The 24193-nt window shown below is 53.4% G+C and carries 26 protein-coding genes and 1 pseudogene; 4 read left to right on the forward strand and 23 right to left on the reverse strand.

All coding sequences use genetic code 11. The features are described 5' to 3' along the window. Positions 1–32 precede the first annotated feature (32 nt). The 9 genes from fabF to ACFQI7_RS04550 all read right to left on the reverse strand — a co-directional run bounded on the left by fabF (position 33) and on the right by ACFQI7_RS04550 (position 7012). On the reverse strand, positions 33–1271 hold the full coding sequence (gene fabF, locus ACFQI7_RS04510; protein WP_218097277.1) for a beta-ketoacyl-ACP synthase II: 1239 nt from the start codon (positions 1269–1271) through the stop codon (positions 33–35). An 88-nt stretch (positions 1272–1359) separates the two neighbouring features. Beyond that, positions 1360–1593 (reverse strand): acyl carrier protein, encoded by a 234-nt coding sequence (gene acpP, locus ACFQI7_RS04515; protein ID WP_218090435.1) that lies wholly within the window; start codon positions 1591–1593, stop codon positions 1360–1362. 166 nt (positions 1594–1759) lie between these two features. Then, positions 1760–2500, reverse strand: coding sequence for a 3-oxoacyl-[acyl-carrier-protein] reductase (gene fabG / locus ACFQI7_RS04520; RefSeq protein WP_218097276.1), 741 nt, complete (start codon positions 2498–2500; stop codon positions 1760–1762). 36 nt (positions 2501–2536) lie between these two features. Next, entirely contained in the window at positions 2537–3478 is a 942-nt protein-coding gene (gene fabD, locus ACFQI7_RS04525) for an ACP S-malonyltransferase (protein ID WP_218097275.1), read from the reverse strand. Positions 3479–3508: 30 nt separating this feature from the next. Next, positions 3509–4495 (reverse strand): beta-ketoacyl-ACP synthase III, encoded by a 987-nt coding sequence (locus ACFQI7_RS04530; protein ID WP_218097274.1) that lies wholly within the window; start codon positions 4493–4495, stop codon positions 3509–3511. Between the two features lie 4 nt (positions 4496–4499). Beyond that, positions 4500–5498: a phosphate acyltransferase PlsX gene (gene plsX / locus ACFQI7_RS04535; RefSeq protein WP_218097273.1), complete on the reverse strand. Its 999-nt coding sequence runs from the start codon at positions 5496–5498 to the stop codon at positions 4500–4502. After that, the gene (gene fapR / locus ACFQI7_RS04540) at positions 5482–6105 is read right to left on the reverse strand and encodes a transcription factor FapR (RefSeq protein WP_218097272.1); all 624 of its coding nucleotides are present in this window, start codon (positions 6103–6105) and stop codon (positions 5482–5484) included. The genes plsX and fapR overlap by 17 nt, the downstream gene beginning before the upstream one ends. Before the next feature lie 166 nt (positions 6106–6271). Continuing rightward, positions 6272–6445 (reverse strand): 50S ribosomal protein L32, encoded by a 174-nt coding sequence (gene rpmF / locus ACFQI7_RS04545; protein WP_218090440.1) that lies wholly within the window; start codon positions 6443–6445, stop codon positions 6272–6274. 33 nt (positions 6446–6478) lie between these two features. Then, complete coding sequence (locus tag ACFQI7_RS04550) at positions 6479–7012, reverse strand: YceD family protein (protein WP_218097271.1); 534 nt, start codon at positions 7010–7012, stop codon at positions 6479–6481. 135 nt (positions 7013–7147) lie between these two features. Here ACFQI7_RS04550 and ACFQI7_RS04555 point away from each other — a divergent pair, with 135 nt between their 5' ends. Then, positions 7148–8389: a nucleotidyltransferase gene (locus ACFQI7_RS04555; RefSeq protein ID WP_218097270.1), complete on the forward strand. Its 1242-nt coding sequence runs from the start codon at positions 7148–7150 to the stop codon at positions 8387–8389. Here the strand turns inward: ACFQI7_RS04555 and ACFQI7_RS04560 are convergent. Continuing rightward, positions 8386–9489 carry a SepM family pheromone-processing serine protease gene (locus ACFQI7_RS04560; RefSeq protein ID WP_218097269.1) on the reverse strand — a complete coding sequence of 368 codons (1104 nt, stop codon included), beginning with the start codon at positions 9487–9489 and terminating at the stop codon, positions 8386–8388. The two genes, ACFQI7_RS04555 and ACFQI7_RS04560, sit on opposite strands and share 4 nt — an antisense overlap. A gap of 160 nt (positions 9490–9649) precedes the next feature. Between ACFQI7_RS04560 and ACFQI7_RS04565 the strand changes: the two genes are divergently transcribed. Next, positions 9650–10912, forward strand: a complete 1263-nt coding sequence (locus ACFQI7_RS04565; RefSeq protein ID WP_218097268.1) for a sporulation protein — start codon at positions 9650–9652, stop codon at positions 10910–10912. 30 nt (positions 10913–10942) lie between these two features. Here ACFQI7_RS04565 and coaD read toward each other — a convergent pair whose 3' ends face one another. The 3 genes from coaD to ACFQI7_RS04580 all read right to left on the reverse strand — a co-directional run bounded on the left by coaD (position 10943) and on the right by ACFQI7_RS04580 (position 13089). Further along, entirely contained in the window at positions 10943–11476 is a 534-nt protein-coding gene (gene coaD / locus ACFQI7_RS04570) for a pantetheine-phosphate adenylyltransferase (RefSeq protein WP_218097267.1), read from the reverse strand. Positions 11477–11507: 31 nt separating this feature from the next. Beyond that, positions 11508–12077 (reverse strand): 16S rRNA (guanine(966)-N(2))-methyltransferase RsmD, encoded by a 570-nt coding sequence (gene rsmD, locus ACFQI7_RS04575; RefSeq protein ID WP_230414636.1) that lies wholly within the window; start codon positions 12075–12077, stop codon positions 11508–11510. Between the two features lie 421 nt (positions 12078–12498). Beyond that, positions 12499–13089, reverse strand: coding sequence for an ATP-dependent DNA ligase (locus ACFQI7_RS04580; RefSeq protein ID WP_218097265.1), 591 nt, complete (start codon positions 13087–13089; stop codon positions 12499–12501). A gap of 102 nt (positions 13090–13191) precedes the next feature. Here ACFQI7_RS04580 and ACFQI7_RS04585 point away from each other — a divergent pair, with 102 nt between their 5' ends. Continuing rightward, complete coding sequence (locus ACFQI7_RS04585) at positions 13192–13416, forward strand: alpha/beta-type small acid-soluble spore protein (protein ID WP_218097264.1); 225 nt, start codon at positions 13192–13194, stop codon at positions 13414–13416. A gap of 73 nt (positions 13417–13489) precedes the next feature. Here the strand turns inward: ACFQI7_RS04585 and ACFQI7_RS04590 are convergent, their stop codons facing one another. The 7 genes from ACFQI7_RS04590 to ACFQI7_RS04620 form a co-directional block, all read right to left on the reverse strand. Next, positions 13490–14134 carry a glycoside hydrolase family 73 protein gene (locus ACFQI7_RS04590; protein ID WP_218097263.1) on the reverse strand — a complete coding sequence of 215 codons (645 nt, stop codon included), beginning with the start codon at positions 14132–14134 and terminating at the stop codon, positions 13490–13492. A gap of 183 nt (positions 14135–14317) precedes the next feature. After that, positions 14318–14524: a DUF3973 domain-containing protein gene (locus ACFQI7_RS04595; protein ID WP_218097262.1), complete on the reverse strand. Its 207-nt coding sequence runs from the start codon at positions 14522–14524 to the stop codon at positions 14318–14320. A 222-nt stretch (positions 14525–14746) separates the two neighbouring features. Then, entirely contained in the window at positions 14747–15181 is a 435-nt protein-coding gene (locus ACFQI7_RS04600) for a DUF350 domain-containing protein (protein WP_230414635.1), read from the reverse strand. Positions 15182–15217: 36 nt separating this feature from the next. Further along, positions 15218–16498 carry a glutathionylspermidine synthase family protein gene (locus tag ACFQI7_RS04605; RefSeq protein ID WP_218097261.1) on the reverse strand — a complete coding sequence of 427 codons (1281 nt, stop codon included), beginning with the start codon at positions 16496–16498 and terminating at the stop codon, positions 15218–15220. 111 nt (positions 16499–16609) lie between these two features. After that, positions 16610–16912, reverse strand: a complete 303-nt coding sequence (locus tag ACFQI7_RS04610; RefSeq protein ID WP_230414634.1) for a hypothetical protein — start codon at positions 16910–16912, stop codon at positions 16610–16612. Between the two features lie 33 nt (positions 16913–16945). Continuing rightward, positions 16946–17395: a hypothetical protein gene (locus ACFQI7_RS04615; RefSeq protein WP_218097260.1), complete on the reverse strand. Its 450-nt coding sequence runs from the start codon at positions 17393–17395 to the stop codon at positions 16946–16948. A gap of 206 nt (positions 17396–17601) precedes the next feature. Further along, complete coding sequence (locus ACFQI7_RS04620) at positions 17602–18642, reverse strand: LLM class flavin-dependent oxidoreductase (protein WP_218097259.1); 1041 nt, start codon at positions 18640–18642, stop codon at positions 17602–17604. 198 nt (positions 18643–18840) lie between these two features. On the opposite strand from ACFQI7_RS04620, the gene ACFQI7_RS04625 reads away from it, so the two are divergent. Then, the gene (locus ACFQI7_RS04625) at positions 18841–19353 is read left to right on the forward strand and encodes a Crp/Fnr family transcriptional regulator (protein ID WP_218097258.1); all 513 of its coding nucleotides are present in this window, start codon (positions 18841–18843) and stop codon (positions 19351–19353) included. 107 nt (positions 19354–19460) lie between these two features. On the opposite strand, the pseudogene hmpA reads toward ACFQI7_RS04625, so the two are convergent. From hmpA to ACFQI7_RS04640, 3 genes and pseudogenes are all read right to left on the reverse strand, one after another. Then, positions 19461–20710: pseudogene (gene hmpA, locus ACFQI7_RS04630) on the reverse strand (NO-inducible flavohemoprotein). Between the two features lie 290 nt (positions 20711–21000). Beyond that, a complete protein-coding gene (locus ACFQI7_RS04635; RefSeq protein WP_218097257.1) occupies positions 21001–22863 on the reverse strand; it encodes a hypothetical protein in 1863 nt (620 codons plus the stop codon). Positions 22864–22885: 22 nt separating this feature from the next. After that, positions 22886–24187 (reverse strand): efflux RND transporter periplasmic adaptor subunit, encoded by a 1302-nt coding sequence (locus tag ACFQI7_RS04640; RefSeq protein ID WP_218097256.1) that lies wholly within the window; start codon positions 24185–24187, stop codon positions 22886–22888. Between the last annotated feature and the right edge of the window lie 6 nt (positions 24188–24193).

Consider the following 24193-nt stretch of genomic DNA (forward strand, 5'->3'; position numbering starts at 1 on the left):
CAATATTTTAGTATAAACGTATGACCAGCCCGTTATTCCTCGAATTTCTTCATGATGATCGTCGCGTTATGTCCGCCGAAACCGAAGGAGTTGGACATGGCGATACGAAGATCGGCTTGTCGCGGCGTATTCGGCACGTAATCCAAATCGCACTCCGGATCCTGGTTGTCGAGATTGATCGTCGGCGGGATAATGCCGTTCTTCAATGCCAGCGCACAGATCAGCGCTTCCACGCCGCCTGCGGCACCGAGCAGATGGCCTGTCATCGACTTTGTCGACGAAACGGCCAGCTTGTAAGCGTGGTCGCCGAACGCCTTCTTGATCGCCGTCGTCTCCGATTTATCGCCGATCGGCGTCGACGTGCCGTGCGCATTGATGTAGTCGATGTCTTCAAAGGCGATGCCTGCGTCTTTTACCGCTTTCACCATACAGCGCGCAGCGCCGTCCGGATCGGGATCGGTCATATGATGCGCATCCCCGCTCATCCCGTAGCCGATCACCTCGCCGTAAATGCGGGCGCCCCTTTTCCGTGCATGCTCAAGCGATTCCAAAATGAGGATGCCCGCACCTTCGCCCATGACAAAGCCGTCGCGATCGGTATCGAACGGCCGGCTGGCTTTCTCCGGCTCCTCGTTGCGTGTCGACATCGCGCGAAGCGCGCAGAAACCGGCTACGCCTGTCGGTGAGATCGTCGCTTCGGCGCCGCCGCAGATCATCACGTCGGCATCGCCGTGCATAATCGTCTTGAAGGCATCGCCGATGGAATGCGTTCCGGTCGCACAAGCGGTCACCGCCGTGCTGTTGGGGCCTTTGGCGCCGGTCAGCATGGAGATTTGCCCGGAGGCCATATTGGCGATCATCATCGGGATAAAAAACGGGCTTACGCGTTTCGGCCCTTTTTCAAGCAAAATCTTATGCTGTTCTTCCCATGTCGACAAGCCGCCGATGCCTGAACCGACATAGACGCCTACCCGTTCGGGATCGGTATCTTCTTTCACATTCAAACCGGCATCCTTCAGCGCCATGATGGTTGACGCGACGGCAAATTGGACGAAACGGTCCATCCGCCGGGCTTCCTTCTTATCGAAGTAATCCTCAGGATTAAAATCTTTCACTTCCGCAGCAATGCGGGTAGGATATTCGCTGACGTCGAAGGACTCGATCAGGCTGACGCCGGAACGGCCTTCCATCAAACTGCCCCAGAACGTTTCATGGTCGCGTCCGAGTGCAGACATGACGCCAAGCCCCGTAATAACGACTCTTTGCTTCACTTTAGCCCACCTCTATTAAATAAACAATCTTTTCCGCTTAGGAATGGAGATAAGTCCCGTTTTTTGAAGAAACGGGACTTAGCCAACATTACGTATGAGATTTTATGTACTCAACTACTTGACCTACCGTAGCGATTTTCTCTGCGTCTTCGTCAGAGATTTCCATATCAAACTCATCTTCCAATTCCATAACCAACTCGACTACATCGAGAGAATCGGCACCTAAGTCATCCTTAAAATTAGCCTCAAGGGTCACTTCCGCCTCGTCAACGCCTAAGCGGTCTACGACGATTCGTTTCACGCGATCCAAAATATCGGACATCCGGTTCACCTCCTCTTTGGTATTATACTTAACTTATGGACAAATTGCCATAGCCATCCGCAGGCCCGCGTAAAAAAACAATGATTGTGAATTTTCGGGCTTTTTCACGCTCAACTTCGGCAAGCGGCCGGAGATCAGCTCCTCGCCATTGTTGCCTGCCGGGGGATTACATATACATGCCGCCGTCCACATGAATCGTTTGGCCTGTCATGTATGAAGCGTCGTCGGAGGCCAGGAAGCGAACCGCCTTGGCGATATCTTCAGGCTGACCGAGCCGGGCTAGCGGAATTTGCTGCTGCAGCTGCGCGCGCAGCTCTTCCGACAGTTTGTCGGTCATATCCGTCTCGATAAAGCCGGGCGCCACGCAATTGACGGTGATGCCGCGGGAAGCCAGTTCTTTAGCAGCCGCTTTCGTCATGCCGATGACGCCCGCTTTGGCCGCCACATAGTTCGCCTGGCCCGGGTTGCCGAGCGCACCGACGACGGAAGAAATGTTAATGATGCGCCCGGAGCGCTGCTTCATCATCGGCCGGGTGGCCGCTTTGACGCAGTTGAAAACGCCCTTCAGGTTCGTCTCGATGACTTGGTCGAACTCTTCTTCCTTCATGCGCATGATCAGGTTGTCCCTCGTGATGCCGGCGTTATTCACCAAAATATCGATCCGGCCGAACGTCTCCATCACATGCTTGAACATATCTTCGACTTCCTGCGAGGAACCGACGTTCGCCTTCACTTTGAACGACTTGCGTCCCATCGCTTCAATCGCCTGCACGACTTCTGCAGCCGACGCTTCGCTGCCTGCGTAATTCACGACGACATCCGCCCCCGCTTCGGCGAGCGTTAACGCAATCGATCGGCCAATGCCTCTGGAAGCGCCGGTAACAAGCGCTACTTTCCCGGTTAGCATACGTAGATCTACCTCCCATGAGTAATGTGCTTCAGCTTACACCGCTGTTTCGTTTTGGAATTTGTCCAGAGCTTCCAGACTGTTCACTGAATACACTTTCACATTGCGGTCGATTTTCTTGATCAGCCCGGCAAGCACGGTTCCCGAGCCAAACTCGACGAACGTATCGACGCCCTGTTCAATGAGCCAGGCTACACTATCTTCCCACAGAACGGAAGAGCTTACTTGCTCGACGAGCAAGCGTCGTATCGCATCCGGCTCCTGCACCGGAAGGGCCGTGACGTTCGCGACGACCGGCATGGATGCAGGCTCCATGCCCACTTTCGCAAGAACGCCGGCAAGCCGGTCGGAAGCTGGCTTCATCAGAGAAGAATGGAACGGCCCGCTAACTTCAAGCGGAATGACCCGCTTGGCTCCGGCTTCTTTCCCACGCTCCACGATAGCCTGTACGCCTTCCTTGCTGCCGGAAACGACGATTTGTCCCGGGCAATTCAGGTTGGCAAGCTCCACGACCGCGCCTTCCCGGCTAACCGCCGCGCACAGCGCTTGCAGCGCTTCGCGTTCTGCGCCCAGCACCGCCGCCATTGCGCCTTGTCCGCCGGGCACCGCCTGCTCCATAAACTCGCCTCGGGCGCGAACGGTACGCACCGCATCCTCGAAGCGGAGCACGCCCGCCGCTACCAGCGCGCTGTACTCGCCCAGGCTGTGACCCGCCACATAATCCGGCGAGATGCCGAAACGGGCGCGGAACAGCTCCAGATAAGCGATGCTCGCAGTTAGCAGCGCCGGCTGCGTATTGTAGGTCTTCTTCAATTCGTCATCCGGACCGTCGAATATGATTTGACTCAAATCGAATCCGAGCGCCGCATCGGCCGATTCAAAAATGTGCCGGGCGCTGTTGTCCGCGTCATAAATGTCTTTGCCCATGCCGACGGCTTGAGCCCCTTGTCCGGGGAAGACAAATGCCGTTTTTCCCATGAAGGTACCGCTCCTTCCAACTCCGTAATATTACCAAATCAATACCGATGCACCCCAGGTCAGTCCGCCGCCGAAGCCGACAAGCACTATGCAGTCGCCTTCCTTCACGCGACCTTCTTCGTCGGCTTCCGCCAGCGCAATCGGAATCGATGCCGCCGATACGTTGCCGTATTTGTCCAGGTTGATCATACATTTGTCTTCGCTCAGATCAAGCCGCTGCAGCGCCGATTGAATGATGCGAATATTCGCCTGATGCGGCACGAGCAAATCGACCTCGGACTTCGCGATCCCTGCTTTCCGGAGCGCGTCCTCGGCTGCGCTGCCCATAATGCGCACGGCAAACTTGAACACCTCGGCACCGGCCATGTAAATGAAATGCTGCTTGCCTTCGAGGCTTTGAGGCGAGGCCGGACAGCGCGATCCGCCTCCGGCAATCTTCAGCAGATCGCCCCCGGTGCCGTCGGCCCCGAGCTCGAACGACTTGAAGCCTCTGCCTTCCGCTACCGGACCCAATACTACCGCGCCGGCGCCATCGCCGAATAAGATGCAAGTGTTGCGGTCGGTGTAATCCGTAATTTTCGACAAACATTCCGCGCCTACAACCAATGCGTATTTATAAGTGCCGGTAGCAATGAAATTCGTCGCGTTCGCCAAACTGTAGATGAACCCCGAGCAAGCCGCCGAAAGATCGAACGCCGCCGCTTTTTTCGCGCCGAGCTTGTCCTGCAGGATGCAGGCCGTCGAAGGAAACGACATATCGGGCGTGATGGTGGCCACGATGATCAAGTCGATCTCTTCCGGAGCGATCCCCGCCTTATTGAGCGCAATTTTCGAAGCCTCGTATGCCAGATCGGAGGACGCTTGTTCCGGGGATGCGATCCGTCTCTCGCGAATTCCCGTCCGTGTGACAATCCACTCGTCGTTCGTGTCTACCATGTTCTCCAAGTCGTGATTGGTCAGCACCCTTTCCGGCACATACTTGCCGGTTCCAAGAACGCCTACCGCTTGTAAACTCATAAAGTCACATCTCACTTCCGTTGCTGATTTCCGAAGATATGCTGCGAACCAAATCGTTCCGAATCGCAATCCTCGCCTGCCTTACCGCATTTTTGAATGCATAGCCGTTCGAAGAACCGTGACCCTTCAGTACTAATCCATTTACGCCGAGCAGCGGAGCGGCTCCATGCTCCGTGTAGTCCATCTTTTTGCGCATTTGCAGCATGCCTTTCTTGACAACGGCTGCGGCCAGCTTGGTCAGCAAATTGCGCATAAATTCCTTTTTCAGCTCGGACATGATGACGGAGGCCGCGCCTTCCACCGACTTCAGCATAATGTTGCCGGCAAAACCGTCGCATACGATAACGTCGCACGGCTTCCTCAGTACGTCTCTCGACTCTACATTGCCGACAAAATGAATCGGTGCCTGTTCCAGCAGCGGAAAGGCCGCTTTCGTCAGTTCGTTGCCTTTCATCGCCTCGGTACCGATATTCAACAAGCCGACCGAAGGCTTCTCGAGCCCGTGAAACTTGCTGCGGTACAGGCTGCCCAGGACCGCATACTGGACGAGCTGCTCCGGCGATGCATCCACGTTCGCGCCAAGGTCGAGCACCAATACGCCGGCGCCGTCGATCGTCGGGAACATCTGCGCAAGCGCCGCCCGTTCGATTCCCTGGATCCGCCCGACAACAAGCGTACCGATCGTCATGAGCGCGCCGGTGTTGCCCGCCGATATCATGGCGTCCGCCTCCCGCTCCTTCACCATCCGGCCGGCCACCACCATCGACGCGTCCTTTTTGCGTCTTACAGCTTTGACCGGTTCGTCATCGGACTCGATGACCTCGCTGGCGTGGCGAAGCTCGATATTGCTCAGCTTCTTCCCTTGAAGCAGCGGCTCGATCACCGCCGTATCTCCGACAAGAATGATCGTCGTATCGGTCCATTCCTCGGCAGCGGCGATCGCTCCCTCCACAACCGCATAAGGAGCATGGTCTCCACCCATGGCATCAATCGCTATCCGCATGAAGCTCTCCTCCGTCGCCACGGTCTTTGCTGGCATGATAAATAATAAAGTTCCCTTGGAAAACCATCTCATCCCCGACGTAAGTAAAAACTTCCACTTTTGCTTTTCCTTTCGATATCGAGCGTACGTATGCTTTGGCGATACATTTTTCCTGAAGCCGGACCTGCCTTACGAATCGGATGTCCGCCGCGGCTGTTAACGCTACCTGATCGTTGATCAGCGCCACCGCCAGCGAGTTCGCTTGCGAGAAAATATGATGGCCGCGTGCAATCTTCGTTCTGGAGAACACGTGCTCTTCTTTAATTTCAAACATGGAAATGCCGCTCTTGTCCAGCTGAAGATCAATGACGTCGCCGATGACTTCATGCAGCGGCAATGAGCGCACCTGATCATACGACTGCTCGGCCATCAGCTTCATCCGTTCCCTGAGCTCCGGTATACCGAGCTCGAGCCGGTCCAGACGAATCGTCTGGATGCTGACTTGAAACAACCGCGTCAATTCTTCATCCGTAATAAAAGGATTTTCTTCAATCGCTTTCGTTAGCTGCTGCTGGCGCTGTCTTTTGGGAAGGCGTTCGATGACGTAAGCACCACCTTTGGTTGGCATAATAGCGCAAGTCCCATCGCTTAGAGCATGTACCTGACACTACATCTTATGACCAAGTAATATGAGATAGTATAATGGATTGCCATCAAAAATGGAAGCTTTGGCACGGCAAAAAAAATAGCACCTCACCTGTTCGATGAAGGCACTATCTCTTTGGCCGGTATGATTACTGAGTGATGATCTCTCTTTTTTTGTAGTGACCGCAAACCTTGCATACACGGTGAGCCAATTTCGGTTCTCCGCAGTTGTCACATTTCACCATGCCTGGTACTACCAATTTAAAGTGAGTCCGGCGCTTGTCGCGGCGCGTTTTGGATGTTCTCCTTTGAGGTACTGCCATATTCCCACCTCCTTCAACGAATTCACGATCGACTTACGATTGCTTGTTAAAAAAATCCGCCAGTCCCGCCAGACGCGGATCCACCTTGTCCTGTTTACAGCCGCAAGCCTGTTCGTTGCGGTTTGTGCCGCATACGGGGCACAGGCCCTGGCAATCACTGCTGCAAAGCGGTATGAACGGGAGCGCCAGCATGACGCTTTCCGCCAAATAGGGCAAGAGATCAAACCGGTCCTCCTGGACGTAAAGAAAATCGTCTCCATCGTCCTCGTCCGCCTCTATATCGAGTGCGTCCGGATCCGGTTCTTCCCCCTTAACGAATGTTTCGTGAAACGGAATGGTCAGCTTTTGCGGTACCGGAGCTAAACAACGTGAACAAGCTTGCTCCACGTCGATTTCGAGCTGGCCTGATATTTCCGCCATTCCCGCTTGATCCCGCGCTTCCAGCTGCATTCGCAGCGGACCGAAATCGAGCAGACTGCCCTTCTTCGGCAAAACGCCGGTCAAATCTTCCGTTCCGTCCAACCGGATCGTGCCTTTCGCGGCGACGTCCTTCAAATGTATAAGCATGTCGTATCACCCCAAACAAACAAATTTTATTATAGCGACTTTCGCTTTGTTTTGTCAACATTTTCAGTTCATGCTATAGTGATTAATAATCCATTGCCAGTGAATACCGCTGGATTTCGTCGTACGGAGGAACATATGCGCACGGTCGGTTTAATCGTAGAATACAATCCGCTGCACAACGGTCACTACTATCATTACCAACAATCGAAGAAGACAACAAATTGCGACGCTGCCATTTGCGTCATGAGCGGACATTTTTTGCAGCGGGGCGAACCCGCGCTCGTGAATAAATGGGCTCGCGCCGAGATGGCGCTGCGCATGGGCGCAGACCTTGTGCTGGAGCTGCCGGTCGCTTATTCCGCGCAGCCTGCGGAATGGTTCGCCTTCGGCGCCGTGTCCGCTCTTGACGCATGCGGCGTCGTGGACAACCTCTGCTTCGGCAGCGAAAGCGGCGACATCGGCTGGCTTGATGCGGCGGCGGATGCGCTGCAGCAGGAGCCGGAACATCTGCGCTTGCTGCTGCAAGGCGAGCTGAAGCGCGGCGCCGCTTACCCCGCCGCCTTCAGCCGCGCGGTGTCGCAGCTCGTCCCCGGCGCGCGGGAGGAGGAGCTGGCGAGGCCCAACAATACGCTGGGCCTGCATTACTTAATCGCGCTGCGCCGGCTCGGGAGCGACATCGTCCCGCAAACGATCACGCGTACAAAGGCCGAGTACAATCAATTGAATATTACGGACAAGCAAATTGCAAGCGCCACAGCCATACGAAAGCTGCTGTTCGAAGCGCAGACGCTGGAAGGAATCGGACCGTTTGTGCCCGACTACACGCGTTCGATTCTCGAACGTGAATGGAATGCAGGCCGGGCCCCGATCAATTGGGAAAAGTTTGCCCGCCCGCTGATGCTGCAGCTGCTGCACCATTCGCCCGAGCAGCTCGCCGGCTTTCACGAAGTAACCGAAGGTTTGGAACACCGGATTCGGCGGGCCATCGCAGAACTGCCGCCGCTAACCGGCGGCGCGGTCGTCGAAGGGCTGCTTGACCGGTTGAAAACGCGCCGCTACACCCGGACGAAGCTGCAGCGTATGCTGATGCGCATTTTGCTGAACCATTCCAAGCAGCAGCTCGCCGCGGATGTTCTGCGCGAGGGCGTCCCTTACTTGCGGGTACTTGGCTTTACGGAGAACGGGCGCAAGCTGCTCAAACGGATGAAAACTGCGGCTAAAGTTCCGATCGTCACCAAAGTAACGGATGGAATATCGCCGCTTCTCGATCTTGATATTCGTGCTACATCCGTGTACGCGCTAGGATACGACCGTCCCGGCCACCGCGATTTGTTCCGGGATTATTTCGAGCAGCCACTGTACATTGCATCGGTTTAGCCGGTATTGCCGCCGTTTTTGGGCGAAAGCTTCTCCAAATAGTTCAATGCGTCGTCGATCGTTCCTACGGGGACGATCTTCATTTTTGTATGGAGCTCTTCCGCCCGTTTTACCGCATCGGAGTAATTCGGAATTTTTTGCCCTTGATATTCCATGTCTTTCGGACTGAAAAAGATTTCGGCCCCCGCTTTATCGGCAGCGACAACTTTATGCTGAATCCCGCCGATGACGCCGACATTCCCTTTCGGATCGATCTCTCCGGTGCCGGCGATACTGTATCCTTTTGAAACGTCGCCCGACGTCAGCCGGTTGTAAATCTCGAGCGAAAACATCAGTCCGGCGGAAGGACCGCCGATATCGCCCGCTTTGATCGTAATTTGTTTATCCTCCGAGTCCGCTTTAATGCTCTGCAACTCAGCCGGTACGATGCCAAGACCGACCCGCTGCGGCTGCCCTTCGACCGGTTTTCCGCCATCGTTTGGCAATACGCCCAGCCCAATTTCTTTGGTTTGAATGGTCCCCTTACGTTTATAGCTGACCGATACCGTATCCCCCGCTTTTTTGGAAGCGAGATAATTCTGCAGCTCCTTGAGCGTCGTTACCTCGATATCATCCACTTTCACGATATAATCGCCGGCCCGAAGCTCTTTATGCGCCGGGAATTCGGGATATACCTGTTGAATGACGAGTCCTTCTTTTTGAATATGGTATGGAATTTTCAATTTATTATAGGCTGCTTGTATCGCATTGGCCTGAGAGGAAAGCATAACGACTTCCTGCCGCTGCGTGTACTCCGATTCGGTCTCCCCTTTGCGGAGAAGTTCCTGCTTCATTCTCAGTTCTTCGTATGGCCTGACGAACGACATCAAATAGCCGAAAACGGTCGCGTCCGCTACACGTACCGTTGTCAGCATGAACTTGCCTTTATCCGCGCCGTCGGTCGATTTGGCATGCACCATCGGGGCCAATACCTCCGCTGTACCAGGTTTAAAAATGTATAGCGGTAACGGCAAAAAATAGACCAAATAGATGATGGCGATCGCAGTAAAAACCGAAAATACAATGCGTGAAGCGCGTTTGATTTGCCCCGCATCTCCCATGCTGTAATCCCCCTCGGTGTTTTCGCAAAAAATGTATTTATAAGTTGCAATCCGTTGACAACTGACACTGCTTCGCCGGTGTAACAGTTGCAACACAGGTCTAAACCCATCGGACAAAGCGTAAACATGTACCAATCTATATGCGCTTGGAGTGATTTGGATGCAACGAAGGCACACTCTCTTCTCCCCACGCCTAACCACGCTGCTGCTCGGCGTTTCCGCATTAGCGCTGGTGTTCGGCATTATCCGCTTTCCCGCTCAAGCCTTCCAAGCTTCCATCCAGGGGCTGCATTTATGGTGGAAGCTGGTGTTCCCCACCCTGCTGCCGTTTTTAATTTTGACGGAGCTGTTGCGCGGGCTGGGGCTGCTTCACGGTCTCGGCGCTTTACTTGAGCCGCTGCTCCGGATGCTGTTTCGGCTCCCTGGCATCGGCGGATGGATTTTGGCGCTTGGATATACAACCGGGCCGCAATCCGGCGCCGCCGCCATCGGCGCGCTGCGAAAGGAAGGCGCGATTACACGCGAGGAAGGAGAACGCCTCCTGTCTGCCTCGCATGTATTTAATCCGATTTTCATTATCGGCGTTGTCGGCGTTGGTTTTTTGCAAAATGCTACGGCCGGCTTGGCCTTAGCCGTCATTCACTACGCTTCCGCCATTTTGCTCATGCTGCTGCATCGCATAGGGGCGGAATCCGCACAGGTACCGTTTGCACCCCGAAATTTTGCTGATGATGCAGCATCCGGATGGTTGTCAAGAAGCACCCAAATGATGCGGACGGCAAAAAACCGCGACGGTCGAACGTTCGGCAAGCTGTTGGGCGATTCCGTCGCAGCCGGCACTGAGCAGCTTTTCATTATCGGCGGCTGCATGATGATTTTTTCCGTTATGATGCAAATGATTACTCTGACTCATTTTTCCACAGCGGTCGCAGCCATCTTCTCCATATTCGGGTTTCGTCCGGTAGGCACAGCATCGGTGTTTACCGCACTGCTGACAGGCGTACTGGAACCGAACTTGGGCACATATGCCATCGCCGGGTCGCACTATATTCCAGAGTCAGCTCAGTCGGCATTGCTGAGCCTTCTCATTGCTTGGGGCGGCTTGTCCACGCATGCTCAAATCAAAAGCTTCGTCGCCGCGACGGATTTGCGTTTTTCGCGGTTTATGCTTTCGCGTCTGCAGCATGGCGTGATCGCCTTTCTGCTGTCGCTTATATCCTGGAAGCCGCTGATGGCCATGCTTTCGCAAGGAAGCGACCAGCCGGTGCTGGCCGGTTATGCCGCGGCAAATTCAACCTGGGCCCTCGAAAAGGACAGTCTGTGGCCGTTGATTAGTCCGATGATGCTCCAGTTCGGCACAACGATTTTGATATTGCTTATTTTGTCCGTTTTCGCCGCCTTTTTATTGAACCGTAAACCATAAGCGTTTCCGACGTGACATCAATCGCATTAATTATGCTTTATCGCTGCCGTATTTGATGCGGAGAGCCTGCTCTACCTCGTTCGGAACCAGATCGGAGACCGGGCCATGGAAGCGGGCCACTTCTTTCACGATGCTGGAGCTTAAATACGAATATTTCGGTGTGGACGTCATAAAGAACGTCTCGATATCTTCACTGAGCTTCTGGTTCGTCGAAGCCATTTGCAGCTCATATTCGAAATCCGATACAGCCCGCAAACCTCTAACAATAAGATGGGCGTTTTTTTGCTTCATATAATTAATTAACAAATCGCGGAAGCTGTCGATTTCCACATTTGGCAAATCCGCCGTCACTTGACGAAGAAGTTCCATCCTTTCTTCAACGGAAAACAGCGGGTTTTTGCTAGAATTGTTCAGAACAGCCACCACCAGCTTGTCAAACACTTTCGCAGCCCGGTGAATAATATCCAAATGCCCGTTCGTCACGGGATCGAAGCTCCCTGGATAAACGGCTATTTTCCAATTGCTTTCCGCTCTTTCATCACGATTTTGATCTTTTGCATCCATATGTACGGTCAGCTCCTTCTCCTGTTGCCCATTAATTCGTTATATCGCCGATGCGATTACGGAATATGGTGATCGCGGTATCCCCGTATTCCGTACGGCGCACCCACTCCAGCGTTCCTACGGCCGCCTCGTATCGATCTTCCGCATCATGCTCGATGACTACGCGCGCACCGTCCGCCAGCAATTCGCCCTCCATGAGCCGCTCCAGTAATTCTGATACTAATTTGAGTTTATAAGGCGGGTCCAGAAAGACGAGATCGAACTGCATGTCCCTTTTTCCGAGCGCTTTCACGGCTTTCACCGCGTCGTTACGAAATACTTCCGCCCGGTCGGTTAGCCCCGTCGCCTGCAAATTATGACGGATCGTATCGATAGCCTTCTTATCCATATCCGTCAGCACCGCGTGCTCCATTCCCCGGCTCAACGCCTCGATGCTAAGGCCCCCCGTACCTGCAAACAAATCCAGCACAAAGCCCCCTTCGAAGTAAGGGCCGATCATGCTGAACACCGCTTCCTTTACTTTATCCGTTGTGGGCCGCGTCCCCATGCCCGGCACCGCTTTGAGCGGACGCCCTTTGGCACTGCCCGAAATGACTCTCATGCTTAAGCCTTCCTTCGCCTTAATTGTAATGATATCGTACCATAAACGTCTTCTCATGCACAAAAAAACAAAAAAAATTTGTCAAGGCACGTATACTTTTGCTAAAAAAAGCGCAACCTTATATCATCGACATCCGAAAATGTCGTAGACAACCGCGGAGAAGACTTACGTTCCCCATAAGCTCTTCGTCCGGTTTCTCCTCTCCCATGAAGGGCCTCGTCGTGAGACGGGGCCTGAATTATTTTGCACAAAATAAAAAGATCCTTCGATTGACCACGCTCTTTTATGTAAAAAAAACTCTCAAATTAATTTAAGTAAAGTATTGTATCGCAGCAAACAAAAATAACACTTGGCGCACGACTCTAACGAAAGAGCGTACTCCAGGTGTTGTTTTCTTTGTTTGTTGGACGCGTAGTCGCCCTTAATCGATCGCAATCTTCAACCAATCATGGGACCGCCTGGATACGTAAGGGCTGTCCTTTTTTTTGGCGACAATGCCTTCTATCGCTTTATCCTTCAATGTAACAATAAGCCGGTCGGCGCTGCCATCCGTTTGCGGAACCGTTATAAAATGATCGTTCGTCTCTAACGCGGACTCCAGGATCGACCGCCTTTTGACGAGCGGGAGACTGCGAAGATCGCGCCCTTTATAAAATAGTATATCCCACACGGCATAATGGACCGGCCGCCGGGCGGCGAATGCATCGATTCTTTTTTTCTTTTTTAATTGCAATCTTTCCATGACCAAACCCGATTCGAGATGACCCGTGTCGGGATTTATACAGCACACTTCACCGTCAAGCACAAGGTCGTCGCCTTCTATAGGAACATGGTGGAGTTCCGGATACTGCCGCGTGCACTCTTCCATATGACGAGTCCATAACCTGGTTTCTTTCGCATCCCGCGACAAAATCAGCCGATGTCCGGCCATCTTCGGTTCGAATATATAGGAATCGTCAGCAAACGGATTCTGGGTATGTTCCGGTAGCATAGGGGAAATAAACATGGGCATCACCAAAATCATCATATCACGTCGACTTGAATGAATAATTAGGGAATCGATGGGGGAAATATAAGATTACTGGTTTGAAACCAAACAAATGGAGGTATTTCTATGGCTAGAGGTCAGTCCAGAAACAGCAATCAATTGGTGGTGCAACAAGCGTCCCAAGCTTTGGAACAGCTAAAATACGAAGTTGCGCAAGAACTCGGCATTCAAATTCCGCAAGACGGCTATTACGGCTACATGGCAACACGCGACACTGGCGCGATCGGCGGACATATGGTACGTCGGATGGTGCAAATCGCGGAGCAGCAGCTTTCCGGGTTCCGCCGATAATTTGATATAATCGAAACAGACACATCTGCAGCATCCCATGGTTTAGCTGAACCGGCGGGGATGCTGCTTTCTTTTACACCTCTATCCCGCTTTGCCTTGCGTAGATGATGGTGTTAAGCCAGGCCAATTCCGTACCGGTGAGCTGTCGATTATACGCTTTCTCCACCCAGATATAGTCCGAAAGCAGCCCCTTCCTGTATAGCCCTTCAAGCGCATCGCCGAGCATGTTCCATTGCCAGTCGTGATCGAATTTCATTGGCATATCGTCCTCCTCCAGTGTGTCATATTCGGCCAATTGATAGGTCTGGATTATCGAAATGAGCTTGATCGCATACTGAGGGTCGGCTGCATAACCGGCCGATTGCAGCGCATATGCGGCACCAGTGTAGTCCAACGCTTGGCTGCGTTCAAAAAAGCCCGCAGCAGCATAACGGCTGTTCTGCAGCAAAAAGTCGCTGTGGTCCGCAATGCTGTCCTCCCAACTGTCGTATACGCGGAATCCGTTGTGAACAGTAACGAATCGGCCGTTAACATACTCCAGGGTGGCGAGATCGCTTGCTGTTCCTTTGATGCCGAACAAATTATTCCCGGGCGCGGCTGACCCCCATCCGCTTTCAAGCGCCGCCTGGGCCATCGTAACCGAAGCCAGAACGCCCGTACGCTGTTGCTCGGAAACAGCAAAGGGTGCGATGGCTGTTATGAACTCCTGCGGTGTCATTCATCTCACCCCTTTTTTATTTGATGCTGTATTATACGCAGTGAGACGGCTTGCCCGACCTTTGTATATGCTCTAATTCCGAACCCAGAGAACTCCCTATGCCGTACCAGAACAATGATTAAGAGATCATTGTTATCAGCAAGCAGCGAGGAAGGTTGCTCCGCACAGGAGGTTTTACGTCCTTCAGAAGGAGAGCTCCGGTTGGCCGATATGATTGTTGGACGCAACCAACGGCGGCTTGACCGACCCGACTTCACTGCAATACCCTGCCTGGTAAAGCGTATCGTTAATATAATGAAAGCCTGTCCGGAAAGTAATGTGCCTCCCGTCTGCTTCCTTGCGTAAATCATCAAGTTGATGGAGTTGATTACAAGCGATGCAATAAAACATTTTTCGACCTCTTTTCGTATATAGCCTGAATTATAGACAATATATACGTTTGAAAAATGTGTATTATGACACATTCCTCGTAATTTTTTTTGGAATCCGAATAACGCGGATTTGTTGAGCCGTGCATCGGTGCCATCGTGTTAGCGCAAAAAAACCGTCAGCGAAACGCAACCGACGGTCGGAAAACATATGGTTTTATAAGTTCTCGAATTCGGAATTCAATCAGTAACTGATCAAAGAAGCCATCAGAAGTCCCGACGCAAGGCTTAGACAAAACGAGAAAATGCCGACGGACACGTTTCCTTTCGGAATTTCGGCCACGACTTTGAACGGCGTCAAAAGTTCAAATAAATAGAAAATTACAATCTGAAACGCAATGCCGAGGATTCCCCACACAATCAGATCAACGATCCCGACGGAGTGGTAAACGGCGGAAGCAAGCACCAGCACCTGCCCGATGATTTTGCCTCCCAGATCGTAGGCTGCCGCCTTGCCTGCCGCCGCTTTCGCCTGATCGCTTACATCTCCACCGTCGCGGATCAATTGAAATTCGTTGTACGGCGTCGTCAAATTAAAAAATAAAACACCTATGCCCATCAACGGGACCGTGATCCCCAAATAAATTAAAAAATTTACGATCGGCTCCCATGGCGCCACCTTATAACCCTCCCGGCTTATGTCTTTTACTTCATCTCATTCATCGGCAAACGCCGACGGCAAATAAAACGATAAATTATCCGTAATACGCCCGCCAACTCTGGCTACAACGGCTGAACCTTTTCCGTCGATAAGAAAACAGCCCCATAACAACCGCCCGCGATACGGGCCCGAAAGCGTCTCAATCTCGATCTCCGGCAGTTGCGCATATTGCTGGTACACCATCGGCTGGTGCATGTACTCGGTTTCTCCGCTCTCCTCGGGCGCTGCGCCGTTTCCGTCATATATGGTTACTCCGCTGCCTTCTCTGCCAAGAATCGGCTTGCTGACATACGGCGTTCCTTCCGGGAAACATGGCTCGAGGTAAGTAGGCAACATATAGCGTTCAATCATTTCATGCTCTGCCGGTGCGAAAAACTGCCCGGTTTCATGCAAATTCCAGATGAGCGCCTGCAGCGCCTTCGTCTGGGCTGCGAATCCGGACGGCGGATTAATCACCGCAAGCTCCCCGCAGGCAATAAGCCTCAGCACGTGCTCCCCTGTCTGGTAACCGTCATCGTCGTAGTCTTGCGCCAATTTCTCGATGGCATGCAGCCGGTACAACAAATCTACGGGCTGCAATTCCGCTGTGTCGCTCCCAGCGGCAGGCGCCCACAACCTTTCGCCTTGAACGCGCAGCGCAGATAGCGGAACGAAGCTCGCCCCTTCCATTCCCGATTGCGCAAGCAAGTAGCGCGTCGTTCCGGCGTCCTCCTCATGCCAGTCCAGAGCGCTGAAAACGGTACGCTCCGTCCGACAACCCGCCTTCCGGTATACTTCCTTCATACGGGTGAAAGCCATCCCCAACATGGCGCTGCATCCGCGATTCGGGTTTTCCGCGCCGTACGCCTCGCACACAACCCCATTCACATGAAACGCCTCGACAATCCCTGTCGGCGTATCGCTGTTGAATTCGAGCATCTTGAGGCCATCCGGTGTGTCGGCAAAATCAAACCTCCCGATCAACGTCGGGATCGTTTCGTCGAAACGCAAGGCAACAGCCCCGAACGCCGCTTCCGGTAAGCCGAGCTCGGCCCACAGCGCAGCTTCTCCCTGCTGCACAACCGCAACGGTCTTGGCGTATATACGCCCGAGCGCTTCTGCAGCCGCCAGCATTTCCCGATGCCGCTCGCGGCTCAATCGGTGAAGACCGGCCAGGGCGTATTCTTGCCCAAACATGCAATCCCAAGTAAAAACCCCTTCATTGCGAAGCGGTCCGTAAATCGCGTTTCGCCGGTCAGCGTAGCTGTCCGTCAAAAGAACGGTTCCCCTTGTCATCTTCTACGCTCCATTCCCATCCGTCCATAGTTCATACTCGGATAATTTGAGCTCGTCGATTGCAATCCGCGGTTCATTCGAGTTTTCCTCCGAAAAAAGAACATATTCGTCTCAGGAACTGGAAATGCCGCTGCTGCCGATTCCTCCGTGAGAACCCGAGCTGACGCCCGTAGACGACCCCGACTTGCTCGATCCGCCGCCGGAACCGTAGTAGCCCGAACCGGACCCGGACCGGCCGCCGCCGTTGTCGCAGTAGCCGTCCTGATTTTGATCGATGCAATCTTTATTGCTGGAACAGCCTGCCGCACTGCCGAGGATCAGCGTCGATGCCAAAAAAAGCTTTACCGCTTTGCGGGTTGACAGCGGACGCTGAGTCGGCTGTCGCGTCGTCCCGCCGTTGTTGAATTGTTCCAAAGCTTCTCCTCTCCCTCCTCTATGTATCTGACTCTACACAGGTACCGCGTAATACACGTACGTTACCCGGTCCTCGTCAATTTCCGCGGAAGTCCGGTACCATTCCCTGTCGTTTACGTACAAATAGTTCGCTTGCAAATGGAGAATCGCTTCAAGCGTGTCCGGGAAGCTGAACGTATGAATCAAAGGGTAATCGGCCGTTCCCTCCCTATACTCCCTTAGCTCCATAAGAATACCCCGTCGCCCAGTGGAAGACGGTTTTCCCCACGGCATTTGCCGCTCATCCTCCGCTTCTTTCACGTATACAACATAGCAGGCGGACTCGACGGCAGCGGACGTTTTCTCGTACACTTTTCCATCCTTCACAAAATAATCGCAGGCAAATCGCAAAGCCGTCTCGTCGCGGCCTACCCGCTCGTAATAATACAGCAGCGGATATGTCTCACTTTGTTCCGAATAGAGCCGGTATTCCAATCGGGCCACTGTTGGGTCGCACTCCTTTCCACAATTGAATGTAAAACTAATACGCACCGGTCACAAAAAGGATGCGTAGGTCCATTTTCCCATTTTCCCGTGACAAGCTAGGATAACATAAATAATAGCACCTTCTTATAACGCGAAGGCGCTCGGAAAAGTTGCATTTTACGGCAGTGAGAGTGGTGGCAGCAACCGCGTAAATAAGGCTTGCCCTAGCCTAATACTGCACATGCCAGCCGTTCGTAGGATTGGAGGCGAAATTCATAATCCGGCACTAGCGTTACGATCAAAAACTCGTCCGTCTCATAGGCGCGAGCCAGCTCCTCGAGACGCAGTTTGATTTGATCAGGTCGACCGACAAGCAGTTTACTGGGACTCGAAGGCAAAGTTGGGGTATCATTGTTCGAAGGCAGCAAAGCCGCCCCCTGATAAGTCTGATCGGCCGGCGATGACGAAGCTTCGGGTGCACCTGAAGAAGACGTAGCCGGTGAAACGTTCGGAGCCGACGAATCGGGTTCCGGCTGAAACCAGCGGCGAACTTGTGCGGCCCTGAACTGCGCTTCTTCTTCCGAGTCGGCGCATACGACGCCGATGGCAACGATGGTTCGCGGCTCGCGGCAAAGACGGGACGGTTGGAATGATTCACGGTAAGAAGCTAACACCTGCGCTCCGTCCAGATCGCTCATGAACTGCCCGAATACAAAACCGGTTCCGAATTCCGCTGCGTAGGCTGCGCTTTTGTGATTGGTGCCCAGCATCCAAACTTCCGGCGCGATCGACGGCAGCGGCCGTGCGGTTACACACTCGCCGTCATGGATATATTCGTTTGCAATCATGGCCGTCAAAGCCTGGATCGACTGCGGCAGCTGCCGTACGTTTTCCAAAAAATTGCCGCTGAGCGCCATCATGACGTGCGCTGAGCCGCCGGGTGCTCTGCCAATCCCTATATCGACGCGCCCTGGATACAGCGAGGAAAGCATATGGAACGATTCCGCAACTTTGATCGGCTTGTAATGCGGCAGCAGCGTAGCGCCGGATCCGAGCCTGATCGTTTCGGTGCGCGCGCCGATATGGGCGAGCAGCACCTCCGGTGAAGTACAGGCCAATCTCGGCATATCATGGTGCTCGGCCACCCAATATCGATGGTAACCGGCCCGCTCGGCAGCCCGCGCAAGCGAAGCCGCCTGTTCCAGCGCAGTTTCGGCGTCCGCACCGTCAAAGACGGGCACAAGATCCAGTACACTAAGTTTCAATAGGTTCGACCATCCTTTCTATAATTCATTAATAAACGATTTTGCTTCCAATGGCAATCCTCCTTCGAAACGATCAACATATGCTATAATTTAAAAAAAGAAAAAGCTCCGGATCGAAGCTTTTTCTCGGTAAATATATTCATGTATTTGGCCTTCGTTGCCGGAGGCTGAGCGCTAAATAGTTGAGGTGAACGTGCTATGCTGCTGCATAAAGGCGAAACCTTGTTCCGTCAAGGAGAATCAGGGCCTTTATATCATATTAAGAGCGGTCTTCTCAAAATCGTTCGCATCCATGAGGATGGAAATCCGATATTGTTCAATATTATCGTTCCCGGCGAAATCATTCCCCACCACTCCCTCATCAGCCCGAAGGAATACCACGGCACGGCGATCGCGCTGGTGACAAGCGAAGTCGAGTCACTGCCGGCCGCAGAGTGGTACGATAACCTGAAACAGCATCCGGAAAAAGGCCTCGAGATCGCGCTCCTGCTGCAAAGCAAGCTGCGCATGATGCAGCAGCGGATCGATCAATTGACTCAAACCGCCCCTGCGGACAAGCTGCAAAAGCTGCAGGAGTGGTTCGGTATTTATATTGCGCCGGCCGGGCTGACCGATGTGCTCACGCAGGAGGAGATTGGTCAACTGATCGGCTTGAGACGCGAAACCGTCAACCGGCTGCTGCGTGCGCAGTCCGCAAACTACAACGGCTAACGGTCGAAAACAACCCTTACGCCACGGCTGACGTCCATTATCCGCATGAAGAACCGGCGCATGTAGGGGGGCTGATACTGTCGACCTCCCTAGTGCTTTTGTGGAAACTATGCGCGAGATACGGGAGTTACTATCGCCGGTTCTTCCAAGCTGCCGGCCGGACCGAAAAACTCGTAATGTATGTTATCAGCGGCTACACCCCATTCTTTCAGCGCCCGATTCATCGATCGCATAAAAGGAACGGGCCCGCAGAAATAAAAGCAAGCATCGTTATTCGGCAAAATCGACTTTAGCCACGGCAAATCAATATACCCTTCCTTGTCGTAAGCCTGCTGTTCCCGATCGCCGTCCGTAGGCTCTTGATAACAGAAATATACTTTCAGCTGCGCATGCTTCTGCGCCAGCCCAACCACGTGGTCACGCATGGCATGCAAATCACCGTTGCGAACAGCGTGAATGAACGTAACCGGCCGGTCCGGCGAAGTTTCCACAAGCGTATTCAGCATGCTCACCATTGGCGTCAGACCGACGCCGCCGCTCATCAGTACAACGGGCCGGCGGTCTGCGCGGTTCAGAATAAAGTCCCCGGCCGGAGCCGTCAACCATAAAATATCCCCTTCCTCGATCTGATGGTGCAAGTAACACGATACCTTGCCTGCCGTGCGATCGTGCACCGCGTCCTCGCGCTTGACTGAAATGCGATAGTACGGCTTTCCCGGTGCGTCCGAAGGCTGTATTGACGAATATGCGTATACGTTTCGCCCGGCATTTCCGGCTTTACACTCACATACTGCCCCGGTTCAAAGTCGGCGATCGCCCCCCCGTCCTGCGGAACAAGGTAAAACGATGTAATGACTTCGCTTTCCTTCTGCTTGCGGTCCACCCGGAACGCCCGAAATCCTTTCCAGCCGCCATCCTGCCTTTCGGCCTGCTCATACATCGCGGCTTCCACCGAAATAAATGCATCGGCGATAATGCCGTAAGCTTCCGCCCACGCCGTCAAAATCGGTTCCGTCGCCGCATCGCCCAGCACGTCTTTGATTGCGGCCAGCAGCGTGTTCCCGACGATCGGATAATGTTCCGCTTGGATGCCGAGGCTCCGGTGTTTATGGGCGATCTGTTTCACGACCGGGAGTATTGTCTCCAACTTATCGATGTGCTGCGCGGCAGCATAGATCGCATTAGCCAGTGCTTCCGGTTGACGGCCTTGCTTCTGATTCGCATGATTGAACACATGCAATAGTTCAGGATGGTTTGTGAACAAGAGGTGATAGAACCGCTTCGTAATATCCGTACCGTGAAGCTCCAGGACGGGTACCGTCGATTTGATGATTTGGATTGTCGATTCACGCAGCATACATGACCACTCGCTTTCGATTAGCTTTTGTTTCGATATACCGAGTATACGCGACTGCGGAATCCGGACGTGTGATTGTGCTCACACCAATTCGGAACGAACTGTGACCGTCCTTCGTGAACGAATTCGCGATTGTTATCGGAAAGGCGGGAGGAAAATAGCGCAAAACGAGAGACGCGAAAAAAAAACGAGCGCCTCTTCCCCGTACAACGGGAAAAGAAGCGCTCATCTCATTATATTTGTTAGCGTTGAGGCACCGCTTTGTTCTGACTTTAAAAGAACAACCCGGTTTAGCCGTTTTGCTGTTTGAGGCTCGTAATGAACCGCTTCGCTTGACCGTTTGGCGTATCGAAGCTTTCATATACGTTAAGCGTTAGCGGGTAGTCGAGCTGCTCGGACTTGGCGTTGAACGTTACTGTCTGTTTGCCGTTAACCAGCTTATTCGGTCCGGTAAGCTCGGAATCCGCCGTGCCGACGATGCGACCCGAGTTATCTACCAGTTCAAAGTGAAGCTTGGAGAAATTATTGTCAAGCAGCACGTCATCCGCCTGTTTAATATCCAGATTGAGCGACAATTTATAATTGTATACAAGCGAAGAGCCGGTAGGCGTCGTCATCGTAGCAATGATCCAATCGTTAAGCGTAATATCGAACGGATACATCTTGAACGCGGTGCCGCCCGCTTCCGGATCGGTGGCCGCGGTTTGAATCGCCGCAATCGTGCTTTTGTATGGTGCAGCCGTTTGTGCATCAAGCAGTTTCAGCTTCAACTGCTGGCCGGTTTCCGATTTCGGCACGTTGAACGAATAGTTGATGACATAACCCATATTCGGGTTCAATGTTGCCGCTGCATTGGACTGCCGCGTTCCGGCGTACGTTACGCCGCCTTCGCCGACAAGCTCCGTTTGGAAAGCCGGCAGCGGAACCGGGATGTCGTTCCGGTTAGTAAGCTTGAATTTACCGACAACAGTCTTATATCCGGTGTCTCCGTTATCGTGAATGTGCATTTCCATCAATGACACTTCGGTCTTCCCGTCGATCAGCTTGTTGATCGGATCCATTGTAATCAGGTTCCCCATCGTATAAGGGCTCGCTTGCACCGTGTCGGTCTGGCCGCCGGCAAGAACAGCGATGCTGAGGCGACCAACGTCAAAGTTCGTACTTACCGGAGTGGCGCCCTGCGCACCGGCTTGAACGTACGTTTCGGTAGTCGTTACGATCAACGACTTCAGCGTCTCGCTATTATTGTCCATCGGGATTGCGAAATGTACATACTTTTTCTCGCCTACATCGATCGTAATCGGACCTTGCTCCGTACGTTTACCGGTGTAATTTTTCTGCTCGGTTTGCCCGTCAATTCGGAAATCAGGCATCGTTTCGCGTCCGACACCCGGGTTTTCCACTAACACGGTAACAAGCGCAACGCGTCCTGTTCCGGTCGAGGAGGACGCACCTGCGGAAGCCGCGCCTGCAGATGCTGCGCCAGCGGAAGCTGCGGCAGAGGCGGGGGTTCCAGCCCCTGCGGAAGCACCCGCTGACGGAGCGGCAGTCGAAACGTACTGAACGTCGATCGCTGTCGGCGTGTAGCGCAGACCGGAGTTCAGGCCCGGGATCGTAAACGATTCGCCCCATTCTTTCGATTCGGCGGTTTGCGAGCCTGTGGCCGATGCATACCATACCTGTTTATCGATCGGAATGTTCAATAGCGGGGTTTCCGTTTTCGGATAAACGTACTCGTCTACGTATACAAAAGAAAGCTGAGAAATCGTAATCGGCGTCCCGCTGTCGATCACGTTCATATATACCAGCTCGCCGATTTCATTGGGCTGGAGTGCTCCTTTGTTCGCGGCGCTCGCATTCAGCGTATATTCATTGCCGTCGGTCGAGCGGATGCGAAGCTGATGATCCGGTATGCGCGTTTTTTGCGTACCTCCGTTATAGAGTCGTACGGTTGCCGCAATGCGCGTGCCGTTTGGCGTCGATTCGACCGCCAGGCTCTTCACCGCAGCCCGGATCGTATCGGTTAGCCCGTAATTGCTCGGCGCGGCTACAGAAGCTTGAGGGCTGTCTGCGGCAAGGACCGGCGTGCCGACTTGAATGATAGTCGAACCGATCAAGACGGCGGTCATCGCTGTTTTCCAATGCTTATTCATCGAAATGCCTCCTAATTCGGTATTATTTTTTGGACGAATCCGCTGCAGGTTGCCCGGAGGAAGTAGGGGCGACAGCCGCCCCGGCCGCATTGACTTTTTGTCCGTCTTTCAGCTGATGCTGGCCGGATGTGACAAGCTTCTCTCCTTCCTTCACTCCGTCGAGCACTTCCTGATACGTGTCGCCGAGACGTCCCAGCTTGATTTTGCGTCTTTCAACATGATCGCCTTGAAGAACGAAGACGTAGGAATCCGCCCCTTCCCGGACGATGCTGAGCGTAGGCACGGCAATGACCTGCTCTTCGTCTTCCGTCGTCAGCTGCAGCAGCACCCGGGAGCCGGGCTTCAGCTTCTGGTCGCTGTTGGCTACTTCCAGCTCCAGCGAGTAAGTTTTCGTCTGAGCACTCATCACACCCGACAAAAATGTGATATCGGCGGTTGCTTTCTCCGATGGCCGATCGGGACTAAAGAATGTCAGCTGTTTTTTGTTTTTCACCAGTAGGTACGATGCTTCGCTCAGCTCCGCCTTGATCTTGATGGGATCGATTTGCTGTACCTGTCCAATCTTGGCGGTTTGCGATACGGATCCGCCCGCTTCAACGTTGAAATCCGTAAGGACGCCGCTGACCGGGGCTTTCACGTCGTAATTTTCCAGGGCACGCTGCGCATCCGTATAAGCGACTTGCGACGACGAGACTTGCGCTTGCTGCGCGGCAAGCGGGTCCGTTTTGTCCATAGCAGCCAGTTTGTTTTGTTGAGACTCCAGATCAAGCCGCGCGTTGTTGAACGCCGTCTCTGCTTGTTCAACCTGACGCAGCGTCGCTTGACCCTCATCATAATCATTTCGAATCTTACTGTACTCTTTCTGGGCGTTGTTCACTTGTTCTTCCGATTTGGCAATCGCGCTTTGCAAATCCCTCCGGGCGTTCGAATTATCCTCGCGGGATTTTGCCAGCGACTGCTGGGAACTTTCAAGTGAGATTCGGCTCTTCTGCGCAGCGGATTCCGCATCCCTGCTATCGATATGGAACAGCGCTTCACCGGCCTGCACCACATCGCCGCGCTTCTTGTAAACCGCAGTCACCTGGCCGTTTGCTTTCGGAATGACATCCACGGTACTGATCGCGGCCACATCGGCAATTTGCTCGCGAGGCTCGCTAATTTTTTTCTTTGCGATCGACTCGGTTTTGAGCGGTTTGTTCTCCAAATCCATATTAACCGTGGCTTGGCCTTTTGACGCCGAGCAGCCGGCGGCAAGCGCCGTAACAACCGCCAGCAAAGCAAGCGCCCAAACCCGTTTCTTCGCCTTTTTCGCTCTCTCTGACATCTTTGG

The organism is Paenibacillus allorhizosphaerae (assembly GCF_042659105.1).
Lineage (GTDB): Bacteria > Bacillota > Bacilli > Paenibacillales > NBRC-103111 > Paenibacillus_G > Paenibacillus_G allorhizosphaerae.